Here is a 23876-nt window from a genome sequence, read left to right as displayed (position 1 = left end):
CGGAACGGGAACGGGTCGGCCCTTCAGGAAACCGACCCGTTCCGATGCGCACTCGGCTTACCAGCAGATGAACAAGCTGATGGAGGAGAGCAGGATGTGGCCGCCTTCCTCGGGTGCGTCGGCTTCGATCGCCTGCAGGTCATGAGCGTTCATATTCATTCATCCTTTCGTCGTTGGCTTGGCGAGTGCGAACGTACACACGTCATGTTTGACATGTCAACACTCCACTGCCACGATCTCGATATGGGAACCGGGTGGGCACGGCTTGGCGGCGATTGGACAAGGTGGCGGACGGCGAGTGACCTCGACTGGACGCACCATCAGCAGCCCGAGGGGGCACCGCCCGACCAGGGCTGGAAGGTCCACTTGTCGGCTCGGCTGCAGGATGCCGAGCGGGTTCGATCGCTGGCTGCCGTCTTCTGCAGGACCGCGGAGTGGTCGTTCAAGTACCTGACGACCAGGACGGTCCTCGAACGGGCCAACGCCAAGGATGCGCCTCGCACGAGCAGCGGGAAGTTCGTGACGATCTACCCTCCGGCGTCCGCGGTCGACGAAGCGCTGCTCGACCATCTGGCTGCGATCTTCGGCGACTGTCGCGGGCCACGGATACTCGGCGACCTCCAGTGGCGGAAGTCCGTGGTGCACGTTCGCTACGGAGCGTTCCGGTCCCTGTCCGACTGGGACGGCAAGCCTGCCATCCGAGATCCGAGCGGTGCCCTCGTGCCGGACCGCCGAGGGGTCGTGTTCGACCCACCCGACTGGGTCGAACTGCCGAACTGGGTCGCGGCGGAGCGGCATCGATCCGCTGGAGCCAACGAAGCGCTCTCACGGATGCGCGTCTCTGGTGCGTACTCGTTCTCGAACGCTGGCGGCGTGTACCGCGCGACCCACGACGAGCACGGCGAAGTGGTAGTCAAGGAGGGGCGCGAGTACGTCGGAGAACAGGCTGGCCGCGACGCTGCCGGTCGTGTGGAAGACGAGTACGAGACCCTTCGACACCTGGAAGGTTCAGGGGTGGCACCGCGGGTCCACGGAACGTTCCGCTCCGGAGGCTCGGCGTTCATGATGAGCGAACCCGTGCCGGGCACTCCGTTCAACCGTGCGGTCATGTCGCAGAACCCGCTCACCGCCGCCGAGGCTGACCGTACGGCGCTCGACGAACACGCAACGAGCGTCCGCCAGGCCGTGCGCGCGATCGAGCGTCAAGTCGAGCGACTGCACGCGCTCGGAGCCGTCCACGGTGACATCTCACCGCGGAACGTGCTCGTGGAGTCTCCGACAGCAGCGCGGCTGATCGATTTCGAATCGTGCACGGTCGGGGAACTTTCTGGGACGGTCGGGCCAACGACACCGGGCTTCAGCGCGCCGAACGCGGTCCGTGGGCCAGACCGAGATCTGTTCGCGATCGCATGCCTGCACCTCGCCGCACTCGTTCCCCTCACGACGCTCTTCCCACTGGACCCCGGGAAGATCGATGAAGTACTCGCCGCGGGCCGGGTCTGGTTCCCGACCGCGCCGGTGGACGCGCTGCGGAGCGTCATCGGCCGATGCGTTGCCCTGCCGGACGGGAACACTGCGCGATTGACGCCACCCAGTGTTGCCGAGCTCCGGGACGCGATCAGATCGAGAAGGGCTGCCACCGGGTCGGAGCGCCGGCCCGGCCTCGAGCACGGAGCGGACGGCCTCGCACTCGCGCTGCAACGGTCTGAGCCCGACACGAGAACTCCCCCGGGTCCGCTCTCGAGCGAAGCGCCCTCAGGCGCGGGCCTGTTCTCCGGCCGGGCTTCTGAGGTACTCCTGGGCAGGACAACGCCGACGTCCTTCGCCCGACTGCGGGACGAAGTCCTCGGCACGCTGCGCGTCGATCTCGAGGACGGGCTCGCGGGGATCGGCCTCGCGCTCCTCAGTGCTCCGACCCGGAGCGTCCACCGGGACACCGTGGACGTGATCGCGGAACGCCTCACGGAGTTCAGCCACGACGGCAACAGTGCTCAGCGCCTGCCTGCCGGCCTCCGCAACGGACCGTCCGGCATTGGGCTGTTCCTGGCGCTGCACGGACGCCTGCACGATGATGCTGCGGCCGTCGAGGCCTCCCGACGCATGCTGGAGATCGACCTGCACCGCCTCGAGCACCGACAGGGGTGGGGCCGGCAGCTCCGCCACAGCGGCCGACTCGTGCCCTTCCTCGGGTCCGGCTCCGCCGGCGTCGGGGTCGCGCTCGTGCAGGTGTTCCGCGCGACGACCGACCAGGACCTCCTGCCGGTGCTCCACAGCGTGGCCGAAGCAGCGTCGCCGGAGTTCACCGCGCATTCGGGTCTGCTCGACGGACGCGCGGGACTCATCCACTTCCTCGTGGACGTCGGCGAGATCGGGATCGCACCGTTCGATGCCGAGTCCGTCGCCACGCGCTTGGACGAACACCGCCGGCGTCTCGCGCTGCACCGCCTCCAGACTCCCGACGGGGTTGCCTACCCAGACCAGCATCTCCGAGCAGTCGACGACGGTTGGGGCCATGGCGGAGCGGGTGTCCTCACCGCCCTGGCCGCGATCGAGGGCTTCGAACGTTGTCGCGGCCTGCAACACGATGTCCCGTCGTTCCTCCGCGGCGGACACGGATGATCGCGCTCTCCGTCCTCGGGATCTCGGCACGCTCGATCCGTCCAGACGGCCGCAGGATCATCAGCGACGTGCGCTTCCGCGCCGAGCCCGGCAGCCTGACCGCCATCGTCGGACCGTCCGGAGCCGGCAAGTCGACCCTGCTCGACCTGGTGACGGGGATCGAGGTGCCAGCGACCGGCTCGGTCCTGCTCGGCGACACGCGCATGCACCCTGCCACGGACTCCGCCAGAGCACGGTTGCGAGCGCGGGTGTTCGCCGTAGCACGACAAGGTGACGACCTCGTCGATGCCCTGTCGGTCGACGACAACGTCCTGCTCGGTCAACGTCTCGCCCGCAGGATCGACCGATCATTCGCGGAACGCGTGTGCGCGGCGCTCGACCTCGACCGTGACGTTCGTCGAACGCCGGTACAGCACCTGTCGGGCGGGCAGCGGAGGCGAGTCGCCCTCGCGCGAGCGTGCGCGACCGGCACGGCGATGCTGGCCTGCGACGAGCCGACCACTGCACTGGACGACTCGAATGCCGGGCTCGTCCGTGCGGTCCTCCGGGGCGCGGCGACCTCGGGCAGGACAGTGGTCGTCGTCACCCACGACTTCCGGCTGGCGGCACACGCCGACCGGATCGTTCAGCTGGTCGACGGGCGGACTGCAGCGCTGCTCGACCGCCCGAGCAAGCAACAGGTCCGCCGCCTCATGGCGGTGCCGTGGTGATCGCTCTCCTCGCTCTGGCTCGCACGGTTCGCGCTGATCTCCGTCCGGCGCTCGGGTTCGTGATCACGGTGGTCGCCGCCGTGATCGGGCTCGGAGTGGTGGTCGGCGGCGGGCTCGATCTCGCGGGCGCCCACCCGGACACCGCACGAGCACTCGAAGCGGTCATGCAGCTCACGGCGCTCAGCTCGACAGTCGCTTCATTCATGTCGGCGCGGGGGCTCGCGATCTCGCTGCTGCCGGAGACGCGCTGCCTTCGAGCACTGGGTGCGAGCTGGATGACGTTCTGGACGTTCGGAGCCGTGGTCGTCTCCTCCGCATCGGTCGTCGCCGTGCTGTTCGCTGTCGTGGTCGAACAACGGCTTCGGACGAGCTGGGTCGTCGGTCTGGCGGAGGTCCTCGGCGTGACGGCTCCTCGTTCAGGCGGCGTCCCGAGCGGTGTGATCACGTGTCTGCTCGCAGTCGTCTGTGCAGCAGGTTGGTGGAGTGGGCTCCGAGCTGGCCGGTTCGCCGTCGTCCGGTCCGGTCGCGCCTGGAGGGCGGTCGGTGCGTTCACTGTGGCAGCGTTGTTCGTGGCGCCCTCGGTGCTCGCGGTTGCGTTCGCGCCGCACCTGATGAGCGTGGTGAGCGGCGCCGGAGACGAGACAGCTGCCAGCCGCCTGACCGTGCTCGACTCGTCCGACGGTCCGCTCATCGTGATGTCCGCCGCTGGCTTCGGACTCGTCGGCGCGGCAGCCATCGTCGCCTCGGACGCATCCCAGACCATGGTCGGGATCGCCGCTCGCCTCCTGCGTTCCGGTCCGCTCTCGCCGTTCATCGGACTCTGCCTGGCCCGAGCCCGAATCGGGTTGTTCGGCGCGCTCACGACGCTCGTCGCAGCCGGGGTCGGTTTGACGGTCACGAGGACCATGACCGCAACCGTCGCGAGCAGCCTGGCGAGCGAACGGGCCGGAGCGGGCCTGGTCGAACTCGGGCTCACACTCGGTCCGGCGCTCTGCATCGCTGCCGCAGCATCGGTGGGTTCGGCGCTCGCACAGAGCCGCGGGACCGGCAGCGACCTCGCCACGCTCAGGCACGTCGGTTCCACCCAGGGCGGCACGATCACCACACTCTCCGTGGCAGCCGTCGCGATCGGCGCAAGCGGGTCCCTGATCGGGCTCGGTGCGGCCCTCGGTGTGGCCCTGGTCGCGTTCGCGAGCGGCGTGGATGCCTCGTGGCTCGCGGCCGTGGACCCGACCGTGCCACTCGTCTCCGCTCTCACGGCGACGCTCGGCACTGCGGCGGTGTTCGTGTGCAGCGAGCTCGTCGGCGTCGTTCTCCACCACCGCCGTCGCCATCATCGCGGAGGTGTCGAACGCACCTGACCGTCGCCGACGGGCACGAACCGCGGCCCGTCGTACCCGTCGCGGGTCACGTGCGCCGTGAAGTCAGCGAGCGTGCGGACCCAGTGCCCCTGCTCGCCGTACAGCGCCTGGTAGACGACTACTGGCTCCTCGGTCTCGACGTCACGGGCGACGAGCAGCACCTCGTAGTGGTTGCCCTTGAAGTGGCGGTACCGGCCAGGAGTCACGTCGTCGCTCACACCCGCGACCCTAAGCGCTCCTACACTCGGGCCATGACCGAGCACGCTCGAACGGACCGCGGCCTCGACCGACTCGTCAACTTCTCCGACGCCACGGTCGCCATCGCGATCACGCTCCTGATCCTGCCGCTGGTCGACATCGCCAGCGAGATGTCGTCGGGCGAGAGCGCCGGCGACCTCCTGCGGGAGCACTGGCCCGCCCTGCTCGAGTTCCTCATCACGTTCTGGTTGATCTCGCGGTTCTGGATCCTGCACCACCAGGTGTTCGAGCACGTCCGCTCCTACAACGCCCGGGTCATGCAGCTGAACTTCGTGTGGCTCATCAGCATCGTGTTCCTGCCCTTCGCCGCCAACCTGCTCAACAGCGGCGAGAACGACGACCGTGTGGCCCACGCGCTGTACCTCGGCAGCATGGTCGTGACGAGCCTGGCGCTCACCGGCATCGAACTGGTGCTCCGGCGGAACCCCGAGTTGCTCTCCACGCCGCTGGGCGACTCGGCGCGGGGGCTCATCGCCGCCGGACTGCTGTCGCTCGCCCTGATCCTGTCGGTGGTGTTCCCGAGCATCGGCCTGCTCTGGGCCCTGCTCCTCGTGCTGCAGGGCACCGTCGCCCGGCTGCTCCGCCGAGTCTGATCGCGGTACGGTCAGCGGATGGGCCTGGGGGACGCGGAGACCGTACTGGCACGCAAGAACGCGAACTTCGTCATCGACGAAGCGGCAGCGGAGGCCGGCCTCGTCCGTTCGATCGCAGCACCCGGCCGGTCCGGGATGCGCCGCCACGAAGCCGCGGGAGGCCGACTCACCCTCACCCCCCCCGCGGTCCTCTGGTTCCGCGCGCACCCGTTCAACTTCGTTCGGCCGATGTTCGGCATCCCGCTCGACTCCATCGCGGAGCTCCACGACACCTCACGCAACGTCTCGCGGCAGATGCAGGTCGTGCTGCAGGACGGGCAACGCCTGACCTTCGTCATCTGGGGCGTTCGAGCGTTCATCGAGCGGATCGACCGGGCGCGCGCCGCGCTCTGACGACGACGCCGACGCCGACGCCGACGCCGACGCGACAGCGCGCCCTGCCGCCGTCACGTGCCGTCACGTTGGCACCGAACGCAGCAGATTGCACCGGAACGACGTACCGTCGCGGCATGACCGTCATCGTGGCCGTCGCCGTCCTGGCGGGAGTCCTCGCACTCGCCACCGTGATCGGCCTGCTCCTGCGCACGAGAACGGGCCGAGCGGTTCCCCAGACCGGCCGCGCGCGCAACACGCCGGCCAACCCGAACAGCAGCGTCGCCGACATCGCTCCCCCGACCGCCTTCGGCACCCGCGCCACCCTCGTCCAGTTCTCGACGCCGACCTGCGCCCGCTGCCCGGCGACGGCCCGCCAGCTCGACGCCCTCGCAACGCAGCACGCCGGCGTCGAACGGCTCGAGATCGACCTCGCCGAGCACCCGCACCTCGCCACGCGCTTCAACGTCCTGCAGACCCCCACGGTCCTGCTCGTCGACGGCTCCCACGCCGTCCGCACCCGCTTCGGAGGGCCACCCCGCCCACCGGAGCTCGCCGCAGCCCTCAACACCGTCCTCACCGGCCCACAGGAGTCCCGATGACCAGCACCCCCGACACCGCCCGCGGCATCGACCCCCGCTCCCCACGCTTCGGTGCCGCGATCACCACGGTCCTGCTCGCCCTGACGATCGTCCTGACGCTGATCCCCGCGACGTGGGTCGTCGGCATCGTCCTGCTCGCGGTCATCGTGGTGCTCTTCGCGATCGGCGGCATCGCCGGCATCCGCCGCCACCCCTACGGCGCGCTCTTCCGTCGCTTCGTCCGGCCGCGGCTCGCCCCACCCGCCGAGCTCGAGGCTCCCGAACCCCCGACCTTCGCCCAGCAAGTCGGCCTGTTCGTCACCGCCGTCGCGCTCCTCCTCGCCCTGCTCGGCGTACCGTACGCAGCCCCGATCGGCGCCGCCGTCGCCCTGATCGCCGCGTTCCTCAACGCCGTCTTCGACGTCTGCATCGGCTGCCTGCTCTACGTGTGGTTGGTCCGCGCGGGCGTCTTCCGTCCGCGACGCGGCATCGCCTGACGGCGGTCGACCGGGAGGCCCGACTCACCTCCGCTCCACCGCCCGCGCTGCCGATGTGGTCGCCTCCAGAGCGGTGGGCCGGCCCCACGAGAACGACCAGCCCGACGGCGGAGGCTCCCCCCACGGCAGCCTCCGACGCCGGCCCGGTCAGACGGCGAGCGCCTGCTCACTGAGCGCGACGAGGTCGTCGGCTCGCAGGTTCGGCCAGCCGTGCAGCAGCTCCCGCCACTGGGCCGGCAACGACGACGCTCCGTACAGCGCACCCGCGAGCCCGCCGGCGATCGCGGCGACCGTGTCGGTGTCGTTGCCGGTGCGGACTGCGCGGACCAGGGCGTCCTCGAGCGAGGAACTCTGGCGCACCGCGGCGTAGGCGGCCTGCAGCGCGGACACCACCCACCCGTTCGACTCCGTGAAGTCCACCGGCTGCGAGTGCTCGGCCGTGACGATCCGGTCCACCCACACTCGGCGCCGGTCGAGGTCGAGCAGGTCGACGCCACGCAGGACGTCGAGCTCGCCGGTCAGCACCGCGTGCCGGATCGCCACGCACCAGAGCACGCACGCGTCCCCCGCGTCGGACTCGTAGTGCGTCAGGTCGCTGATCGCGCGAGCCGCCGCTGCGAGCCGTTCCTCTTCGCCGACGTCACCGCGCAGGTAGGCGAGCACCAACGGTGCGGTGCGCATGAGCGACCCGTTGCCGGCGGAGCGGCCCTTGTACTCGTGCTCCTGCCGGGCCGAAGCCCGCGCGACGGAGGCGATCCGCGCCTCCAGACCGGTCAACACGTTGCGCGTCTGGATGCCGACGTCGGGCGCGTTGACCGACCACGCCGCCCAGGCGGCCACCAGGCCGTCGAGGGCTGGCTCCGAAGCCGGGTCGCCGCCGCGGGCGACCGTGCGGAGGATCGGAACGGCCATGCTCGTGTCGTCGGTCCACTCCCCCGGCGCCCAGCCGAAGGAGCCGCCGCCGGTCATCGTGATCGGGGTCGGCTCGGGCACTGCCGGTCGGAACTCGTACCCGGCGCCGAGGGCGTCGCCGGCGGCGGAGCCGAGGACGGCGCCGACTGCTCGGTCGTGGATCTGCGTGGTGGTCATGTGGACCTCCGGATCGGGTTTGCGCGAGATTGCGTAAAACCGATCCTGCACCACTCGTCATGTTTGCGCAAGTGTGCGTAAACTCACGAACATGACCGACGAGTACCGCGACGCGAGCGGCCGACGCCTGACGGACTACCCGCGACCCTCCGTCGCCGTGGACACCGCCGTCTTGACCGTCCCCGCGGGCGGACCATTGTCCGTCGTGCAGGTCCGCGATGCATCCGAGGGCGACTGGCGACTGCCGGGGACGTTCGTGCACGAGGGTGAGCGGCTGGCGTCGGCCGTCTTGCGGTCGCTCGCCACGAAGGCGGGCGTGACGGGGCTCGCGCCGGAGCAGTTGCACGTGTTCGACGATCCCTCGCGGGATGACCGTGGGTGGGTGCTGTCGGTGGCGCACCTCGACGTGGTGCCGGCTCGTGCTCTGGACCTGGACGAACCCCAGGTGCGACTCACGCCGGTGTTCGAGGCGCGCGGGATGGTGCACGGGCACGACGACATCCTCGAGTTCGCGGTCGCTCGGCTCCGTTCCGTCCACGGCGACGCTCCGGATCCACACGGGCTGCTCGACGAGCCGTTCACGATGTCGGAGCTGCGGCAGCTGCACGAGGCGGTCCTCGGCGAGCGCCTCCTGCCGGACTCGTTCCGGCGAGCCATGCTGCCGAAGCTGGTCGCGACAGACACGAAGCGGGCGGACGGGCCCGGGAAGCCGGCGACGAGGTACACGGTGATCCGCTCGTAGGGTGGGGGCATGGGGGATCTCGAACTGACAGCACGGCGAGCCTGGCGACGGACGACCCTGCTCGCACTGATCGGAGCCGTCGTCGGCGCCGCCATCGGCTGGTTGCTGGCCACGACCGAGTCGGGTGCCGTCGCCGTCCTCACCGTCGTCGGCTTCGGCGCGTCCGTCGGTGGCCTGACCGGTACCTTCTCGATCCTCGCCACGACGATCGGGATGTCGACCGCGATGCAGGCCACCACGGCGGGGCTCTCCCCTGCCGGCAAGCGCATGGTGACGCAAGCGATCAAGACCGGCAGCCCGATCCAGCCACCCGAGTCCGACCTCGCCCTCCGAGCGCGCGAGCACGCACGACTGCTCTCCACCTACCAACCGCTCGCCCTCGCCCAGTTCCTGCTGCTCTACGTGGGCATCGCCGGCATCCAGGTCCCGAGGCTCGCGGACGACGACGTCTTCGGCTCGGCATTCTCGCGGTTCCTCTGCGCAGCACTGCTCATCACCGCACTGGTCATGACGCCGATCCTGCTGCGAGCGGTTCGTCGGTCGCGGCGGTACCTGCGGGCGGCGACCGTCGTGGCGTCCCCGGCCCCGCAGGCCTGACGAGCACGGCCGCCCGGGTTCGCGTCCGCTGCTCATCGAGTGAGCAGAAAACGTCGAGTCCGCTGCGGCGACTCGACGTTTTCTGCTCACTGAACGCGCGAGCTCCGCCGCGCAGCCACCCCACCACCCGTAACCCGCAATTTACTTTCACCCCTGGCGCTCGCGCACGAAAGACGCTTTCATAGCGGGATGACGATCACCGAGCGGCCCGACCGGGTCGAGCGCGCCGACGCCTTCGCCCTCGTCCGCACCCAGTCGGCCACGATGCCGTCGAGCATGCGCGCCATCGCCGACGCCGTCCTCGAGGACCCGGCAGCCGCAGCCACCACGAACGCCGCTGAGCTCGCCGGCCGCGCGGGTGTCTCCCCTGCCACCGTCTCCCGCTTCGCCCAGCACCTCGGCTTCGCGAACTTCGCCGGCCTGCAGCGCAGCATGACCCGGGCCGTCGAACGAGGCATCCACGAGCGGGAGCACACCGAGATCCACGCCGGGGTCGCCGTCGACGACGACGTCGCCACGGTCATCGCGAAGGTCACCGAGGACGTCCGCGCCGTGATGGCCGACACCCGCGCCGCGCTCGACCCGCACGCCCTCGAAGCCGCGGCCGCAGCGGTGAGCAGTGCCCGCCGTGTCGTCCTGTACGGCGTCGGCGCGAGCGGCATCGTCGCGCGGGACCTGCACCTCAAGCTCGAACGCATCGGCATCGTGAGCTCGATCGCCGACGACCCGCACAACGCCCTGACCCTCGCGAGCGTCATCGGCGAGCACGACGTCCTGGTGCTCGTCAGCCACTCGGGCTCCACCACCGAGACGCTCGAGGTCGCCCACGCCGCCGCAGCCCAGCGCTCGACGATCGTCGCCATCACGGGCCACGCCAACGCCCCGCTCGCCACCACCGCCCACCACGTCCTGCTCGGTGTCGCCGGCGCCGAGAGCGCCCTCCGCCCCGCCGCCATGGGCAGCCGCATGAGCCAACTCGCCATCGTCGACGCCCTGTTCATCGTCGTCGCGCAGCGCACCGACGAGCGGTCCCAGCCGCTCCTCGCCCGCAGCCGCGACGCCGTCCGCACCCACCACCGGAACTGAGCACCACCATGAACCAGACGCACGAAACCCACGACGCCCTCCGCGACGAACTCGCCGCCCTCACCACCGAGGCGACCGACCACTCACTCGACGACATCGACACGATCTCCACGCTGGAAGCTGCCCAGCGCATGAACGCCGGCGACCGCAGCGTGCCTGCGGCACTGGAGCCGTGCCTCCCGGCCATCGCCCTGGCGGCAGACTCGATCGCCGCAGCGTTCGCGCGCGGCGGCAGACTCGTCTACATCGGCGCCGGCACGCCGGGCCGGCTCGGCGTGCTCGACGCCAGCGAGTGCCCGCCCACCTTCGGCACCGACCCCTCGCAGGTGGTCGGCGTCATCGCCGGCGGCGACGTCGCCCTGACCACCGCCGTCGAGGGCGCGGAGGACGACGAAGCAGCGGCCGTCCGCGACCTCGACGCGCTCGGCCTGACGGCCGACGACGTGGTCGTCGGGATCAGCGCGTCCGGCAGGACGCCCTACGTGATCGCAGCCATCCTGGAGGCCCGTCGCCGCTCCGCCCTGTCGGTCTCCGTCGCGTGCAACCCCGACTCGGCCGCGGGGCGGGAGGCGGACATCGCGATCGACGTCGTCGTCGGCCCCGAGTTCATCGCCGGCTCGACCCGCCTGAAGGCGGGCACCGCGCAGAAGCTCGTCCTCAACATGCTCACAACGCTCGCGATGGTGCGCAGCAACAAGACGTACGGCAACCGCATGGTCGACGTGCGGGCGACGAACGCGAAGCTCGTCGCGCGGGCGTTCTCGCTCGTGCAGGACGTCACCGGCGCTCCGTCGGCCGAGGTCCAGGCGGCGCTGGATGCCTCGGACGGCGAAGTGAAGACCGCCATCGCCGTGATCCTCACCGGTGCCTCGGCTGCTTCGGCCCGTGAGCGCCTCGTCGCTGCTTCCGGTTCCTTGCGCGCCGTGCTGTAGAGCTCTTTCCCCCTTTTCCGTTTCCTTTCCCCCGAGGAGCACAGCAATGCCCGATGCACAGCAACTCGCCCAGCAGATCCTCGACTCCGTCGGAGGCTCCGCGAACATCGCCGACGTGGAGAACTGCATGACCCGACTCCGGGTCGAGGTCGTGTCCACCGACGCGGTCGCGCTCGACGAGCTCAAGTCCACCGACGGCGTCATGGCCGCGCTGGCGGCCGGCTCGAACCTGCAGATCGTGCTCGGCCCGGGTCTCGTCGACCGCGTGGCCGACGGCCTGGAGGCACTGCGCGCGGCCGCCCCGTCGGCTGCGGCTGGTGGGTCCTCACCTGAAGAACTCGCGGCTCGCGGCGCGGAGATCAAGGCGACCGCGCGGGCTCGTTCTGACGGCCGCACGATGCGTGCGATCCGGAAGATCTCCGCGATCTTCATCCCGCTCATCCCGGCGCTGATCGCCTGCGGTCTGATCGCCGGGATCAACGGCATCCTGACGAACCTGGGGTGGGTGCCCGGCGTGACGCCGTTCCTCGGCGTGCTCTCGTCCGGCTTCCTCTCGCTGCTCGCCGTCTTTGTCGGGATGAACGCTGCGAAGGAGTTCGGCGGCACGCCCATCCTCGGCGGTGCGGTCGGCGGCATCATCGTCGCGGCCGGTGTCGCGAACGTGACCGTGTTCGGCGAGACCCTGGCTCCCGGGCAGGGCGGTGTGCTCGGCGCCATGGCCGGCGGCATCCTCGCCGCCTACGTCGAGCGCTTCATGCGGCGCGTGACGCCGGACGTCATCGCGCTCATCGTCGTGCCGACCGTCACCGTCCTGGTCGCCGGATCGATCACCCTCGGGATCCTGATGTCCGTCGCCGGTGTCGTCTCCGTTGCGATCGGGACCGCTGCGACATGGCTGCTCGCCAACGGTGGTGCATTCGCCGGCTTCGTCCTCGGAGGCTTCTTCCTGCCGCTCGTCATGACCGGCATGCACCAGGCCCTCACGCCGATCCACACCACCCTGATCGACCAGACCGGGTGGACCGTGTTGCTGCCCGTCCTCGCGATGGGTGGGGCCGGCCAGATCGGTGCGGCGCTCGCGCTCTGGATGCGCTTCCGTCGCAACGAGGCTCTTTCCCGCACGATCCGTGGTGCGCTGCCCGCCGGGCTCCTCGGTGTGGGCGAGCCCCTCATCTACGGTGTGACGCTGCCCCTCGGTCGGCCGTTCATCACCGCGTGCATCGGTGGGGCGTTCGGTGGCGGTGTCGTCGGGCTGTTCGACCAGCTCGGGCACTCCGTCGGGGCGATCGCCATCGGCGCCTCAGACCTGTCCTTGCTCCCGCTGCTGAACGGGTCGTCCGGGTACGGATGGGCCCTTCTCGGGTACGGGTCCGGGCTCATCGTGGCGTACGTCGTCGGGTTCGTGGCAACGCTGCTGTTCGGGGTGTCCGACTCGGTGCGAGCCGACCTCGAGGCGCAGTCGTCCGCACCGTCCGGCGACCCCGTCGCTCCGGACGCCCCGCTCGACGTGCAGGTCACGCCGGCTCACTCCGTGGGAGCTGCGCGCTGATGCGGTTGGGCGCGAGCGCGTACCTGGCGCATGCTCCGCTGGCTGGTCCGACCTTCGAGGCCGCCGCGGCCGCGGGTGCGACGCTCGCGTTCACCTCGCTGCACATCCCGGAGGATTCGCCCTCGGGTGCCCGAGCCGCTGCGACCGCGCTCGTGTCGGCTGCTGCGTCCTCGGGGCTGTCCGTCGTCGCCGATGTCTCCCCGAACACCGCTCGGTTGCTCGGGGATTCGCCGTGGGACTTCCTGCGGTCGATCGGAGTGGCCCGGGCGCGGATCGATTTCGGGTTCTCGGTCCCTGAGATCCTCTCGATCGCTGCCGTCTTGCCGATCGCCCTCAACGCGAGCACGCTGCGGGCCGCCGACCTGGCGCCGTTCGCTGACCTGGACGTCGAGCTGATCCACAACTTCTACCCGCGGGAGTGGACCGGGCTGGCGCTTTCGTCAGTGGCGTCGTCGGTCGCCGTTGCTCGGCAGTTCGGCTGGCGGGTCGGCGCGTTCATCGCCGGCGACTCCGTGCGGCGTGGGCCGCTCGGCGAGGGGCTGCCGACCGTCGAGGAGCACCGGACCATGCCGCCGTTGTTCCAGGCGTTCGAACTCGTCGATGTGGGCGTTGCAGATGTGTACGTCGGGGATCCGGCGCTGACTGATCACTCGTGGGAGCGGTTGGGGTCGTTCGTCCGGGATGACGTCGTCGTGCTCGACGGTGTTGCGGCGCCGGGTGTCCACCCGGTGGTCATAGAGGCGCTGGCGGTCCCCGATCGGAACCGGCCTGATGCGGCTGAGGCCATGATCCGGCTGGAGCATTCGCGGGAGCGGTTCGCCGGGTTGCCGCTGCCCGCGGTCGGTGGGCAGCCGAGACCCGCAGGGGCGGTCACCGTGCAGTTGACTTCGGCGGGGAGGTACTGCGGCGAGGTCGCGATCACGTTGCGGGACCTGCCTGCTGACGATCGTGTCGCCGTCCTCGGAGCACTCACCGTGCCCTTGGCGGCGTTGGGAGACCAGTCCCTCACAATCGTCCTCGGCTGACCCCGATTCCGCTGATCCTCGCGCCCATCCCACGAGGCGCCGACCTTCGACCAAGATTCCGGCAATGGAGCACTGGGAAGCGGATGACGCGCGGCGACGACACATGGCCCGATTCGGTCGTCGCGACACGGCGCCCGAGTTGGCTGTTCGCCGCGAACTGCACCGACGTGGGCGGCGCTTCTTCGTCGACCGGCGGGTGAGCGCGCGTTGTCGGGTACGGCCTGACCTCGTCTTCCCTCGCGCCAAGGTCGCGGTGTTCATCGATGGCTGCTTCTGGCACTACTGCGAGGAGCACGCCCACCTCCCGAAGGCCAATGCCGACCTTTGGCGCCGGAAGCTGCTGGCCAACCGTCAGCGCGATGCGCAGAACGAAGCGATCTTGGTCGCCGAGGGCTGGCGAGTCATCAGAGCCTGGGAGCACGACGACGTCTCTCGATCCGCAGATCGCGTGGAACACGAGCTCGAGCGATGGAGCTCGATCATCAACCGACGTCGCCCGTGTACAACGGAACGGTGCAGCAGACCATCGAAGTCGTCGCGGCAGTTCTGACACGAGCAGACGGGAAGATCCTCGTTTGCAGGCGCGCCGTGGGCCGCGCGTCGGCAGGGATGTGGGAGTTCCCCGGCGGCAAGGTCGAGAAGGGCGAGGGCGCCCGAGATGCCCTCAGACGAGAGCTCCGTGAGGAGCTCGCCATCGAGGGAGAGATAGGTGACTTGATCACTCGGGACACGACAGCTGTCGGGGACTTGCTGATCGACCTCGCTTGCTACCGCACGGCGCTGATCGGCGACGAACCGCTACGGAGTACCGACCACGACGAAATGCGGTGGACGAGCCCCGAACACTTGAATGGCTTGCACTGGGCGCTACCTGACCTGAAAGCGGTCGCCGCTCTGCGTCCAGGTCAGTCAAGCCCGTAACGTCGGCTCTCAGCCTTCTGCCAACGGCGATGATGGGCGAAGTACCGCTCCGTGGTCTCACTCCAAGCAGCGCAGGTCCGGCCGACTATCGCTTCCACGGCGAGGCCGAGGTCCGCGCTCATCGGAGTCCTCCGAGGACCGCGCTCGATCACTCCGCTCCGCCCGACCACCACGTAGCCGAGCTCGAACATCGAGTCGCACCCCAGCCGGCAAGCGGCCATCACCGTGTCTGTGCGGTGTCGTTCGGCGTTCGTCGTCTCGGCGCGTCGTTTGATGTGCGCAGTCACGAGCATCGCAACAGGAAGGTCACGGCCACAGAGGGCGCAGGGAGCCACGACATCGGCCCCGAACAAGTACCTCCGCAAGCGAGTCTGCTCGCCGCGGACTTGAACCACGACCTGTCGGTCCCCGCGGTAGTCGACAGTGGTTCCCGCTTCATCGAGCTCCGGCCAGGAGGTCAGCTGCGCTGCGTCGACCCGCAGCCCGACCTCATCCAACAACCAGTTCGCGAGAGAGCCCGTCACCTCCGACAGGTACACCTGCTTGACCGCGCCATCTCTCGAGAACGGCCAGCTCGTGACGTCCCGCTCGGTCCGTAGCTCGTGTGGGATGTCGGTGAGGACGATGGGAAGCTCCAGTTCCCGGATGCTCACTTGGAGCAGACGTCCGTCAACTGACCATGGCGTACTCGAGTGGTCGAACGGTGGCGGCCCGTCAAACGCCGGCCGGACAACCGTGCTCCAACCGCGGATCGCCTTGCGGGAGTAGTGGATGACCACGTCACCCTCGTCAGCGTCGAGCAAGCGATCCCAATGTGCGCGAGCAGTTCCCGTGATCTGACCCGTTCTCGGACGCGAACGTTTCGGCGCCCAGAGCATACTTGCCTTCAGCTCTTCTTCGAACGTCTGCCCTTGGTTGACCCAGAAGATCCGCACGCTTGCCCCATCGCCCGTTTTCCTAACAGGTGAGAGGCTAACGAACGGAATTCCGAAGAGCCAAGTCCTCCGCGGCCCTCGATGCGGTCTCTGTGGTCTTCCGCTCAGCGCGGACCATCGAGCCGCAACAACATCGCCAAGTCGGCGAACGGGGCAAACACGTCACTCGAGTCCCACGGAGTGGCTTCTCCTCGAAGCCAGAACCCATGTCGTTGCAGAGCGCTCAGAGAAACTGCGCGAGGCGACGGCGCAACGCTGTGTCGGCCACGTAGACGTACGTTCCTCGGACACCGCGCGTGAGAAGCACCGAGTAGATGTTGCTCACGAAACGTTGGAGATCGCTGTCTGAGTACGAGATCCCGAGCCGCGGATTGTTCTCCATGCCCTTCTTGTCGAAGTAGTTCGACCGGTCGAACACCATCTCCTTCGAGACCGGGTCGAAGCGCATGTCAGGGCCGATGATGACCCCTACGTAGTTCAGGTCGTACCCCTGCACAGTGTGGATCGAGCCGACTTGGTCGACGGCACCCGGTGAGGTGATCCAGTCAGTCTGTGTCTGGTTCCACTGGAACTCGCGACCGTCGATCTCGATGTCGATGGCGCTCTTGTCGTGCTTGCTCTTCCACTTCCAGGCGTAGCCAGCGACGAGCCGTGAGAGACCCACTTCCTCATCGCGTGCCCGGATGGCATCGTGCATCTCACCCAGATCGTCGAACATGCGGAACTCGTAGTCGCCGAAGGTCCTCGGTTCTGGCGACTCCCCCCTCATGATCGCGCGCACGTAGGACACGTAGTCGGCTCCGCCCTGGACGCGCATCTGCGTGAAGAGCCGGTAGTGACGGTCATGCTGCCTCGCCGCGTTCACGAGGTCCTTCTGCAGTTCCTGCGGTAGGTCCGCAGGTCGGACACTCTGTTCCGAGTCGATCAGGAAGATCTGGTGTGTGCTCCGGTCGCGAATCCAGTCGACCTGCGTGAAGTGATCAGCGTCGGCACCGAAGAGCTGCTGATTGATCTCGCCGAAGCTCTTGTTCTGCAGTCCCGATGCCTGGTTCGCGCGGTGGTTCAGTCGGTGCGACTCGTCAACGACCAGCAGGTCCCACTTCTCAGTGCTCCTCCCGACTTCGAAGGGAGTGAGCACCATCGTCTTCTCGAGGCCAGGGGTCTTGCGGAACACCCTCTTCAAAGAGGAGCGGAGTGCCTGCTGCGGCACGACGAGACCGACACGAAAGCCAGCCAGCAGGTCACGGTTGTCCTCGGTGAAGTAGTCCGAGAACATCGAGTCACCGTCCACCTCGTCGACCCCGACGCCGTTCGCGATGTCCCGGAGCAGCTTGAGCAAGTAGACGGCGACGATCGTCTTGCCCGTGCCCGGGTCGCCCTGCACGACGATGGTGCTGCCGGAGCCGGCCAGCAAGTCGTCGAACAGCCCCTCGAGGATGTCCTCCATCACGACGGCCTGATCACGGTTGAGCGCTTTGAACGGCGAGAGCTTGAACAGCTCGCTGTTCTCGATCTCGGCGATGCTGCGTGTGAAGAGCTTCTGCTTGCGCAGCGCTTCGAAGATCTCCTCGAAGGTCTCTCGGTACCGCGCGCGGTCGTAGTAGTCCGCGTCCACGACGCCCTTGTTGCTGTTGAGGACCGTGTACTTGTCGTCCCCAGCGAACAGGCCGATGAGTTGCGACTCCAGGTCCAGACACACCGACTTGTTGAAGGTGCTGTCGAGCACAAGGCGCACTGCCTTCAACGACCGACGTTCCGCGGAGTCGAGGTGCTGCCGCATGCGGGAAGCCGTGTTGAGCGTCTCGCCGACGTACACACGCTTGCCGTCGTCGAGGATGTAGACGACCGGCCAGTTCAGGAACCGAGGATCCTCTTCGCGCCACAGCCGCAGGTGCGGCTCGTTGAACGGGAGCTGCGCGATGTCAAAGCTGGTCATACTTCGTGCTTCGTCCTCGGGCCTGGTCGACCGGGTACTTGTCCCGGGTGACGGCGAGCTTCTCGCGGATGATCTCCGCGGGATCGAAGCCGAGTCGATCGGCGAGGAGATGGCAGTAGGTCAGGACGTCCGCGAGTTCCGAACGGACTCGATCGACGTCGGCATCCGGGGCCCACTGGAAACACTCGAGCAGCTCCCCGGCCTCGATCGAGATGCTCTTCGCCAGGTTGTCCGGTGAGTGGAACTGCGCCCAGTCTCGCTCTTCAACGAACGCGCGAATTTCCACGCGCAACCCCTCATCCGTCATGTCGGCACGGTAGCAGGCAGTTGGCGTCACGCAGACGAGCGACGAGGGCGCGGAAACGCGGCTCCCACCCGAATGGGTGCTGGCCGGACTGGTCGCGTCACGCGAAGATGGACGCCGAAAACAGCCACGATGTGAGGGGAACACTCAGTGCTACGCAGAGCCGAGAACGTGTCGATGAGACACCGCGTGAACTTGTTCACGCGCAGGGGCCGGGTCGAACTGACCGTCGGACGTTCGACCTACTACGTGGGCGCAAACCTCCGGAAGGACGAGCTCAGCGAGGCCTTCGCTTCATCTGATCGCGCGCCGATCAAGATCGGCCGCGTGAAGGAACGCCAGTACTGGTGGTTCCGGAGCCGTTGGTTCTGGGACAACGACAACCTGCTGCCGGAGCAGGTCTTCGCGCTCCTCGAGACACGAGATCGGCGGCAGGCATCAACTATCGCTCGGGCGCACACCATCGCGAACAGCCCTTTGCAGCCCGTCGAGTACCGCCGCGGCGCAATCCCGAGTGACGTGAAGCAACTCGTCTGGGCTCGCGACGGCGGACGGTGCGGCACCTGCGGCTCGAACTCCGAGCTGCAGTTCGATCACGTCATCCCGGTGTCACGCGGTGGAAGCAGCGAGCCGGAGAACCTCCAGGTCCTTTGCGGACCGTGCAACCGGCGCAAGGGCGTCGCTGTCGGTTGAGAGACGAGTGGCGGAGGACCTGGCGGGATCGAGAGACTGGACGGGTGACGCGCCCTGACCCCGCCCTCGCACGAACACTCCTCCTCATCACGACATTGATCACGATCGCATCCCTGGTCGGGTGCACTCAGAGCGATCGCGGTGGAGGATCAGCATCAGATGCACGAGACGACATGGTCGCTCTGGTCCAACAGACCATCCATGCCGCTGGTGGCGAATGGACACCCCTCTCGGACAAACCAGCATCGTCAGAGTGCTCGACTGCGGAGAGCAAAGCAGGCGTCACGTTCTCATGGGACCAGGAGCGTCCCGGCACTCACGACCCAGAGTCGCTCATCCGCAAGGTCGAGAAGACGTGGAAGCAGGTCGACTACGACGTGACCATCCGGCGGGACACGATCGACGACGGTCGGCCGCTCTGGTCTGCGGTCACCACCGGCCAGGCCGTCGAGTCGATCTCGGTGTACGCAAGCCCTCGACGGGTGTCGATCGAGGTTCAGTCGCGATGCGGCGAGGGAGACGTCGCGGACTTCGCATGACGGCGGGCGAACGCGTGGCATGATCCACAAGAGACGCAGCACCAACCGGCACCGCGCCTCCCGTCCCTCACACCGTCGTCACCTCACCACGCCAACACGAACCGCCCCCGCGTCCCCCCAGCCTCCAACCGCTCATGCGCCTCCCCAGCCCGCGAGGCCGGCAACACCTCCGCCACCCGCGGCACCACAGTCCCTCCTTCGACCGCATGCCGCAGCTGCTCGAGCTTGTCGAACGACCGGTACTCCGAGAACACCGCGACCTGCTCGAACCGGATCCCCCGCGAGCCGTCCCCCGACCATCCCCGCACGTCCAGGAACACTCCTCCGTCCCGAACAGCATCGACGACGACCCCACGCTGCACCGCAGCATCGGCGAGCGCATCGACCCCGTCCGGCACGAGCGCACGGACAGCGGCAGCGAACCCATCACCACGCGGCACGATGTGCGCCGGCCCGAGCGACCGAACCAGCGCTTCGTCGGCCAGAGCAGCATCCGCGATCACGGTCAGCCCAGCGGCGACGGCGAGCTGCACCACGTAGTTCCCGAGCAACCCGGCAGCGCCGGTCACGGCGAGCGTGTCCCCACGGGACAGCCCGGCGAGCGACAGGATCTGCAACGCGGTCAGCCCGTTCATCGGCACGGTGGACGCGGCCTCGAGCGACGTCCCGCGAGGAGTCCGCGTGAACGACCCCACCGGCGCCACGAGCTCCTGGACGTACGCCCCGCCGTGCGTGCTGAGCGGCAACGCGATCGCCATGACCTCGTCGCCGACCTCCCACCCGGTGACGTCGGGCCCGACCTCGTCGATGACACCGGCGGCGTCCATCCCCGGCACGTACGGCGGCGAGGCCTGCGAGCTGTCCCGCTGCCCGGCTCGCACCCCCGTGTCGGTCGGGTTCACGGCGAAGGCCTGCACCCGGATCCGCACGGACCCCGCACCGGCGTGCGGTTCCGGCACCTCGTGGACGGCGAGGGCCTCCGGCCCTCCGAACTGTTCGACTCCGACGACCTGCATCCTCCCGGTCTACGCGGACGTTGCTTGACGCAACCTGACGCGACCCACCATCGGACGGGAGGCACAGCGTCAGCCCGCCCCGCGCCTCCCGCCCGTCAGGGGGTGCGGTCCACGGCACGTGGTGCGCCATGCTGGCTCGGTGCGTTTCGACGAACTCCTCACCCGGTCCGACGGTCCCGCGATCGCCGAGGAACTTGCCTCCCTCCGCCGCCCCGCCCGGTACGTCCTCGAGGGCATCCACCAGGAGTCCCGGCAGAAGTACTCGCAGTTCCGCGTCGACGTCGACGAGGCCGCGCAGACCTGGACCTTGGTCCGCCAGCGCGCCAAGCCGGTCTCCTACCGCGACGGCGTGCTGCACGAGCCCGACGACGGCCCGATCGAGGTGTCGTTCGCCCGGAGCATGGTCTCGTCTCCCGTCGTCCGGATGGCCGTCCCCGACCTGATGCTCCGGTGGGGCCGCGCCACGGACGACGTCCACCCGATCCTGGTCCAGCACATCGGCCAACACTCGATCCTGGTGACCTTCGAGCACGGCGAGGACCCGGCGTTCCGCTCGACGCTGGTGATCGACGAGCGCGACGGCATCGCCCGCCGTTCGTACGAGTACGGCGAGGCCACGATCATCACGATCGTGCGGACCGCCGAGCCGGACGAGGTCCTGCCCCGCGCTCGCTTCGTGCAGCCGACGGACTGGATCCGGCCGCAGTACTGAGACGGTGACGGTTCCGGTTCACGATCCCCGACGATCGCGAACCAGAACCGTCAGCGCTCCGGCACGAGAACACCACCGCCCGCCGAGAACGCGGGACCCTCGGCCTCGAGGACGGCCCGGGGATCGCGGCCGTCCGAGGCGTCCGGCCAGCGCAACCCCGGCGCCACGGTGCCACTCCCCTGCAGGACCCGGTGTGTCCTGCGGATGTGGGTCCCCGCCAGGTGCGCGCCCACCGCAGCTTGCAGCGTGGTCTCACGGACGTCCATGGTCGCTCCCCAGCCGGATGAGTGACCGTTCTGCACCGGCCCACGCGATGAGCGCCGGGTCATGGGTCGCCACGACGACAGCGCTGCCCGATGCACGCAGCGCGTCGAGACCGCTGCGGACGCGTGTCGCGCTCTCGGTGTCGAGCGACGCGGTGGGCTCGTCGGCGAGGACGAGTCGTGGCCGCTGCGCCAGCACTCGTGCGACGGCCACTCGCTGCTGTTCGCCGCCGCTCATCGTCCCAGCACGAGCATCCCGCCGACCACCGAGCCCGACGATCAGCAGCGCCTCGTCGATCCGATCGCTGAGTGCCGCCCGGGTGACGCCACGGGGCCGCAGCACCCGCAGGTTCTGGGCAACGGTCCACTCTGGCACGACGGCGTGGTCCTGCACGACGAGGCCGATGGTGTCTCGGCGCAGTCCACGCCGCTCCCCCTCGCTCGCCGTGTGCAGGTCAGTGCCGTCGACGACGACCCGACCCCGCGGCGGTCGTTCCAACCCGGCGAGGCAGCGGAGCATCGTGCTCTTCCCCTGTCCGGACGGTCCGCGCAGGGCAAGGGCCTGTCCGGCGCCGAGCTGGAACGTGATGTCGTTCCAGAGCGTCCGCCCGGCGATGTCGTAGCCGATCCCCTCGATGCTGAGTCGCTGGTGCTCGGTCATCGGCGTGGCCTCTTTCGGTGGTGTGTGGCGGCGAGCAGGACGGACAGCGCGACTGCGGTGAGCACGCCGACTGCCCCGGCCGTGCTGGCAGCGAACAAGGCGCCACTGCCGGCACCGGTGCTGTCGTCGCCGACGAGTACGGTCACGGCGGTGGTCCCGGCGGCGATGCCGCTCGCGACGAGCACGAACCGCGCGTGCTGCACCGCGGGATGCCGGCCGACCAGGAAGCGCAGCCGTGCTGCTCGTCGATGCCGCGTCCGGTGATCGGCGATCAGGGTGGCGGCAGCGAACAGGATCGCGAGCACCGTCCCGGCCGAAGCGGCGAGGATGACGGCGCGGGATGTCCGGACGGCCGCGAGCGCTCGTTCGAGCACGGCACCGACTCGGTTGATCTGCGTGACGACGTCGAGCAGGTCAGCGTCCGTGAGTTGCTGGACGAGCGCGGTCCGGTCGGCGAACCGGACCTCGCCGTTCCGGGTCGCGGTGCCGAGTCGGTTCGGCGGCAGGTCCCGCACGTCGGTCACCACGATGACGGGCACGTCCGCGCCGGTGGTGGTGCGTGGCAGCACCCAGTCGATCCAGCGGTCTGCGGCGGCGACGATCGGTGCGGTCGATCCGACGACCTCGGTGTGGATCGGGACGACTCGGGGCGCTTGCTCGTCGTCCACCTCCCAGCCGTCGTCGAAGCTCTCCCGCACGCCGTCGGCGATCGCGGCGATGTCGGTCGCCACCGACTCGGGGACCAGCACGGTGACACCGTCACGGTCGTCCCCGACCAGCTGCTCCGCCCGGTCTCCGGCGACCAGCAGCGCGTCCTGCATGAACGTCGTCTGCGCCAGCTCGGCGGTACCGGTGGCGAGGGCAGCCAGCGCAACGCGCCCGAACGCGTCCTCGTCGGCGATTGAGGCCATCCCGACCCCCAGGACCACGTCGTCGCCGTCGGCGGTCTCGGAGCGCAGCGATCGCTCGAGCTCGGAGGCCGTCCGCTCCTGCTCGACGAGGACACTGGTGCTCACGGTCAGGATGCTGACGAGTGCAACACCGCACAGTGCCACGACGGTCGGGCGCCAGACCGGGGCCGCGAGGCTCGTCCACCTGCGGCGGCCGACGACGGAGCAGACGACGTGGAGTCCGACGACACCGACGAAGGCGGCGGGGAGCATCACTCCGGCGAGCCCGACGCTGAACGACCAGATCGTCGGCGATGCCCCGCGGACGAGCAAGTAGACGGCGAGCGCCCCGCACACCACCAGGGAACAGACGACGAACAGCCCCGCTGTCTCGAGGGCTTCACGAGCGGCGATGCGTTTCGGTGACCATCCGGCGAGTCCGCGGAGCCGCTGTCGGCTGTCCCGCCGGTCCGACTCCGCGACCACGGCGATGACGACTCCGAGCGCGATGCACGCCACGATCGCCAGGACGCCGGGCTGCCCGATCACCGCTGGTGCCAGTACGCGGACCGTCGGGGTCGCGTCGACGAACTCGAATTCCGCAGTGCGCAACGCGTCGAGGAAGGCACCGACTTGCACGGCCGATCCGTCGACCGCGTACGACCAGACGATGACGGCGTCACCGATGTCGCTCGCCGGCCGGTCGACGACGTTCCCCCAGAACACCGGCGCTGGGACGGAGCCGGCGAACGAGTACGCGGTGACGGTGTCCGGCGCGCCGGAACGATCCGGCACGACGAGGGCGAGCGAGACGTCGTGGTCCTCGGCCAGTTCCGTGAGCTGCTGGATGTGCTCCTGCTTGGTCGGACCGAGCGGCAGGTCGACCATGTCGATCGTCGTCCGGCCGGTGAGGTACCCGCTCGCCTCACCACTCCCGACCACGAACACGATCAGGCCGACGAGCAGGAGCGGTACGGCCGCCACCGCGAGGACGG

General features: G+C 69.0%; 27 protein-coding genes. 18 read left to right on the top strand and 9 right to left on the bottom strand.

Annotated features, from left to right (window positions below; all coding sequences use genetic code 11):
- The first annotated feature begins 96 nt into the window (after positions 1 to 96).
- From EDF42_RS12550 to EDF42_RS12540, 3 genes are read left to right on the top strand one after another with little or no spacing between them, the layout of a single operon-like run.
- The gene (locus tag EDF42_RS12550; protein ID WP_185040933.1) at positions 97 to 2619 is read left to right on the top strand and encodes a protein kinase domain-containing protein; all 2523 of its coding nucleotides are present in this window, start codon (positions 97 to 99) and stop codon (positions 2617 to 2619) included.
- Positions 2616 to 3329, top strand: coding sequence for an ABC transporter ATP-binding protein (locus tag EDF42_RS12545; RefSeq protein ID WP_123672550.1), 714 nt, complete (start codon positions 2616 to 2618; stop codon positions 3327 to 3329). Before EDF42_RS12550 ends, EDF42_RS12545 begins: the two co-directional genes overlap by 4 nt.
- Complete coding sequence (locus tag EDF42_RS12540) at positions 3326 to 4690, top strand: hypothetical protein (protein ID WP_221181025.1); 1365 nt, start codon at positions 3326 to 3328, stop codon at positions 4688 to 4690. The genes EDF42_RS12545 and EDF42_RS12540 overlap by 4 nt, the downstream gene beginning before the upstream one ends.
- Here EDF42_RS12540 and EDF42_RS12535 read toward each other — a convergent pair.
- Positions 4663 to 4908, bottom strand: a complete 246-nt coding sequence (locus EDF42_RS12535; protein ID WP_260235449.1) for a DUF1653 domain-containing protein — start codon at positions 4906 to 4908, stop codon at positions 4663 to 4665. The two genes, EDF42_RS12540 and EDF42_RS12535, sit on opposite strands and share 28 nt — an antisense overlap.
- Positions 4909 to 4941: 33 nt before the next feature.
- Between EDF42_RS12535 and EDF42_RS12530 the strand changes: the two genes are divergently transcribed.
- The 4 genes from EDF42_RS12530 to EDF42_RS12515 all read left to right on the top strand — a co-directional run bounded on the left by EDF42_RS12530 (position 4942) and on the right by EDF42_RS12515 (position 6991).
- Positions 4942 to 5541: a TMEM175 family protein gene (locus EDF42_RS12530; protein ID WP_123340308.1), complete on the top strand. Its 600-nt coding sequence runs from the start codon at positions 4942 to 4944 to the stop codon at positions 5539 to 5541.
- An 18-nt stretch (positions 5542 to 5559) separates the two neighbouring features.
- Positions 5560 to 5934 (top strand): hypothetical protein, encoded by a 375-nt coding sequence (locus tag EDF42_RS12525; RefSeq protein ID WP_123672548.1) that lies wholly within the window; start codon positions 5560 to 5562, stop codon positions 5932 to 5934.
- Positions 5935 to 6050: 116 nt separating this feature from the next.
- Entirely contained in the window at positions 6051 to 6515 is a 465-nt protein-coding gene (locus tag EDF42_RS12520) for a thioredoxin family protein (protein WP_123672547.1), read from the top strand.
- Positions 6512 to 6991 carry a DUF4395 domain-containing protein gene (locus tag EDF42_RS12515; protein ID WP_123672546.1) on the top strand — a complete coding sequence of 160 codons (480 nt, stop codon included), beginning with the start codon at positions 6512 to 6514 and terminating at the stop codon, positions 6989 to 6991. Before EDF42_RS12520 ends, EDF42_RS12515 begins: the two co-directional genes overlap by 4 nt.
- 147 nt (positions 6992 to 7138) lie before the next feature.
- Here EDF42_RS12515 and EDF42_RS12510 read toward each other — a convergent pair whose 3' ends face one another.
- Positions 7139 to 8080 carry an ADP-ribosylglycohydrolase family protein gene (locus tag EDF42_RS12510; RefSeq protein ID WP_123672545.1) on the bottom strand — a complete coding sequence of 314 codons (942 nt, stop codon included), beginning with the start codon at positions 8078 to 8080 and terminating at the stop codon, positions 7139 to 7141.
- Positions 8081 to 8171: 91 nt separating this feature from the next.
- Between EDF42_RS12510 and EDF42_RS12505 the strand changes: the two genes are divergently transcribed.
- From EDF42_RS12505 to EDF42_RS12470, 8 genes are all read left to right on the top strand, one after another.
- Positions 8172 to 8822 carry an NrtR DNA-binding winged helix domain-containing protein gene (locus tag EDF42_RS12505; protein WP_123672544.1) on the top strand — a complete coding sequence of 217 codons (651 nt, stop codon included), beginning with the start codon at positions 8172 to 8174 and terminating at the stop codon, positions 8820 to 8822.
- Between the two features lie 9 nt (positions 8823 to 8831).
- The gene (locus EDF42_RS12500) at positions 8832 to 9419 is read left to right on the top strand and encodes a hypothetical protein (protein ID WP_123672543.1); all 588 of its coding nucleotides are present in this window, start codon (positions 8832 to 8834) and stop codon (positions 9417 to 9419) included.
- A gap of 189 nt (positions 9420 to 9608) precedes the next feature.
- Positions 9609 to 10505 (top strand): MurR/RpiR family transcriptional regulator, encoded by an 897-nt coding sequence (locus EDF42_RS12495; protein WP_123672542.1) that lies wholly within the window; start codon positions 9609 to 9611, stop codon positions 10503 to 10505.
- 8 nt (positions 10506 to 10513) lie between these two features.
- On the top strand, positions 10514 to 11437 hold the full coding sequence (gene murQ, locus EDF42_RS12490; RefSeq protein ID WP_123672541.1) for an N-acetylmuramic acid 6-phosphate etherase: 924 nt from the start codon (positions 10514 to 10516) through the stop codon (positions 11435 to 11437).
- 46 nt (positions 11438 to 11483) lie between these two features.
- Entirely contained in the window at positions 11484 to 12986 is a 1503-nt protein-coding gene (locus EDF42_RS12485; protein WP_123672540.1) for a PTS transporter subunit EIIC, read from the top strand.
- Entirely contained in the window at positions 12986 to 14011 is a 1026-nt protein-coding gene (locus tag EDF42_RS12480) for a MupG family TIM beta-alpha barrel fold protein (protein ID WP_123672539.1), read from the top strand. The genes EDF42_RS12485 and EDF42_RS12480 overlap by 1 nt, the downstream gene beginning before the upstream one ends.
- A gap of 64 nt (positions 14012 to 14075) precedes the next feature.
- The gene (vsr, locus tag EDF42_RS12475; RefSeq protein ID WP_123672538.1) at positions 14076 to 14561 is read left to right on the top strand and encodes a DNA mismatch endonuclease Vsr; all 486 of its coding nucleotides are present in this window, start codon (positions 14076 to 14078) and stop codon (positions 14559 to 14561) included.
- Complete coding sequence (locus EDF42_RS12470) at positions 14525 to 14932, top strand: (deoxy)nucleoside triphosphate pyrophosphohydrolase (protein ID WP_123672537.1); 408 nt, start codon at positions 14525 to 14527, stop codon at positions 14930 to 14932. The genes vsr and EDF42_RS12470 overlap by 37 nt, the downstream gene beginning before the upstream one ends.
- Here EDF42_RS12470 and EDF42_RS12465 read toward each other — a convergent pair.
- The 3 genes from EDF42_RS12465 to EDF42_RS12455 all read right to left on the bottom strand — a co-directional run bounded on the left by EDF42_RS12465 (position 14917) and on the right by EDF42_RS12455 (position 18110).
- Positions 14917 to 15735 carry a hypothetical protein gene (locus EDF42_RS12465; RefSeq protein ID WP_123939295.1) on the bottom strand — a complete coding sequence of 273 codons (819 nt, stop codon included), beginning with the start codon at positions 15733 to 15735 and terminating at the stop codon, positions 14917 to 14919. The genes EDF42_RS12470 and EDF42_RS12465 overlap by 16 nt on opposite strands.
- Positions 15736 to 16090: 355 nt before the next feature.
- The gene (locus EDF42_RS12460) at positions 16091 to 17647 is read right to left on the bottom strand and encodes a DNA/RNA helicase domain-containing protein (RefSeq protein WP_260235445.1); all 1557 of its coding nucleotides are present in this window, start codon (positions 17645 to 17647) and stop codon (positions 16091 to 16093) included.
- 142 nt (positions 17648 to 17789) lie between these two features.
- Positions 17790 to 18110, bottom strand: a complete 321-nt coding sequence (locus EDF42_RS12455) for a nucleotide pyrophosphohydrolase (protein ID WP_123672534.1) — start codon at positions 18108 to 18110, stop codon at positions 17790 to 17792.
- Between the two features lie 186 nt (positions 18111 to 18296).
- On the opposite strand from EDF42_RS12455, the gene EDF42_RS12450 reads away from it, so the two are divergent.
- Both EDF42_RS12450 and EDF42_RS12445 read left to right on the top strand, forming a co-directional pair.
- Positions 18297 to 18800, top strand: coding sequence for an HNH endonuclease (locus tag EDF42_RS12450; protein WP_243692479.1), 504 nt, complete (start codon positions 18297 to 18299; stop codon positions 18798 to 18800).
- A gap of 173 nt (positions 18801 to 18973) precedes the next feature.
- Positions 18974 to 19339 carry a hypothetical protein gene (locus tag EDF42_RS12445; protein WP_123672532.1) on the top strand — a complete coding sequence of 122 codons (366 nt, stop codon included), beginning with the start codon at positions 18974 to 18976 and terminating at the stop codon, positions 19337 to 19339.
- A gap of 83 nt (positions 19340 to 19422) precedes the next feature.
- Here EDF42_RS12445 and EDF42_RS12440 read toward each other — a convergent pair whose 3' ends face one another.
- On the bottom strand, positions 19423 to 20355 hold the full coding sequence (locus EDF42_RS12440; protein WP_123672531.1) for an NADP-dependent oxidoreductase: 933 nt from the start codon (positions 20353 to 20355) through the stop codon (positions 19423 to 19425).
- Between the two features lie 139 nt (positions 20356 to 20494).
- Here EDF42_RS12440 and EDF42_RS12435 point away from each other — a divergent pair, with 139 nt between their 5' ends.
- Positions 20495 to 21067, top strand: a complete 573-nt coding sequence (locus tag EDF42_RS12435; protein WP_123672530.1) for a hypothetical protein — start codon at positions 20495 to 20497, stop codon at positions 21065 to 21067.
- A 50-nt stretch (positions 21068 to 21117) separates the two neighbouring features.
- Here EDF42_RS12435 and EDF42_RS12430 read toward each other — a convergent pair whose 3' ends face one another.
- From EDF42_RS12430 to EDF42_RS12420, 3 genes are read right to left on the bottom strand one after another with little or no spacing between them, the layout of a single operon-like run.
- Positions 21118 to 21333 (bottom strand): hypothetical protein, encoded by a 216-nt coding sequence (locus EDF42_RS12430; RefSeq protein WP_123672529.1) that lies wholly within the window; start codon positions 21331 to 21333, stop codon positions 21118 to 21120.
- Positions 21320 to 21991, bottom strand: coding sequence for an ABC transporter ATP-binding protein (locus EDF42_RS12425; RefSeq protein ID WP_123672528.1), 672 nt, complete (start codon positions 21989 to 21991; stop codon positions 21320 to 21322). The genes EDF42_RS12430 and EDF42_RS12425 overlap by 14 nt, the downstream gene beginning before the upstream one ends.
- Complete coding sequence (locus EDF42_RS12420) at positions 21988 to 23865, bottom strand: hypothetical protein (RefSeq protein WP_123672527.1); 1878 nt, start codon at positions 23863 to 23865, stop codon at positions 21988 to 21990. Before EDF42_RS12420 ends, EDF42_RS12425 begins: the two co-directional genes overlap by 4 nt.
- Between the last annotated feature and the right edge of the window lie 11 nt (positions 23866 to 23876).

Source organism: Curtobacterium sp. PhB172 (assembly GCF_003752545.1).
Taxonomy (GTDB): Bacteria; Actinomycetota; Actinomycetes; order Actinomycetales; family Microbacteriaceae; genus Curtobacterium.
Note: the sequence above shows the minus strand (reverse complement) of the source record. Positions and strands in the feature narration are given on the sequence as shown.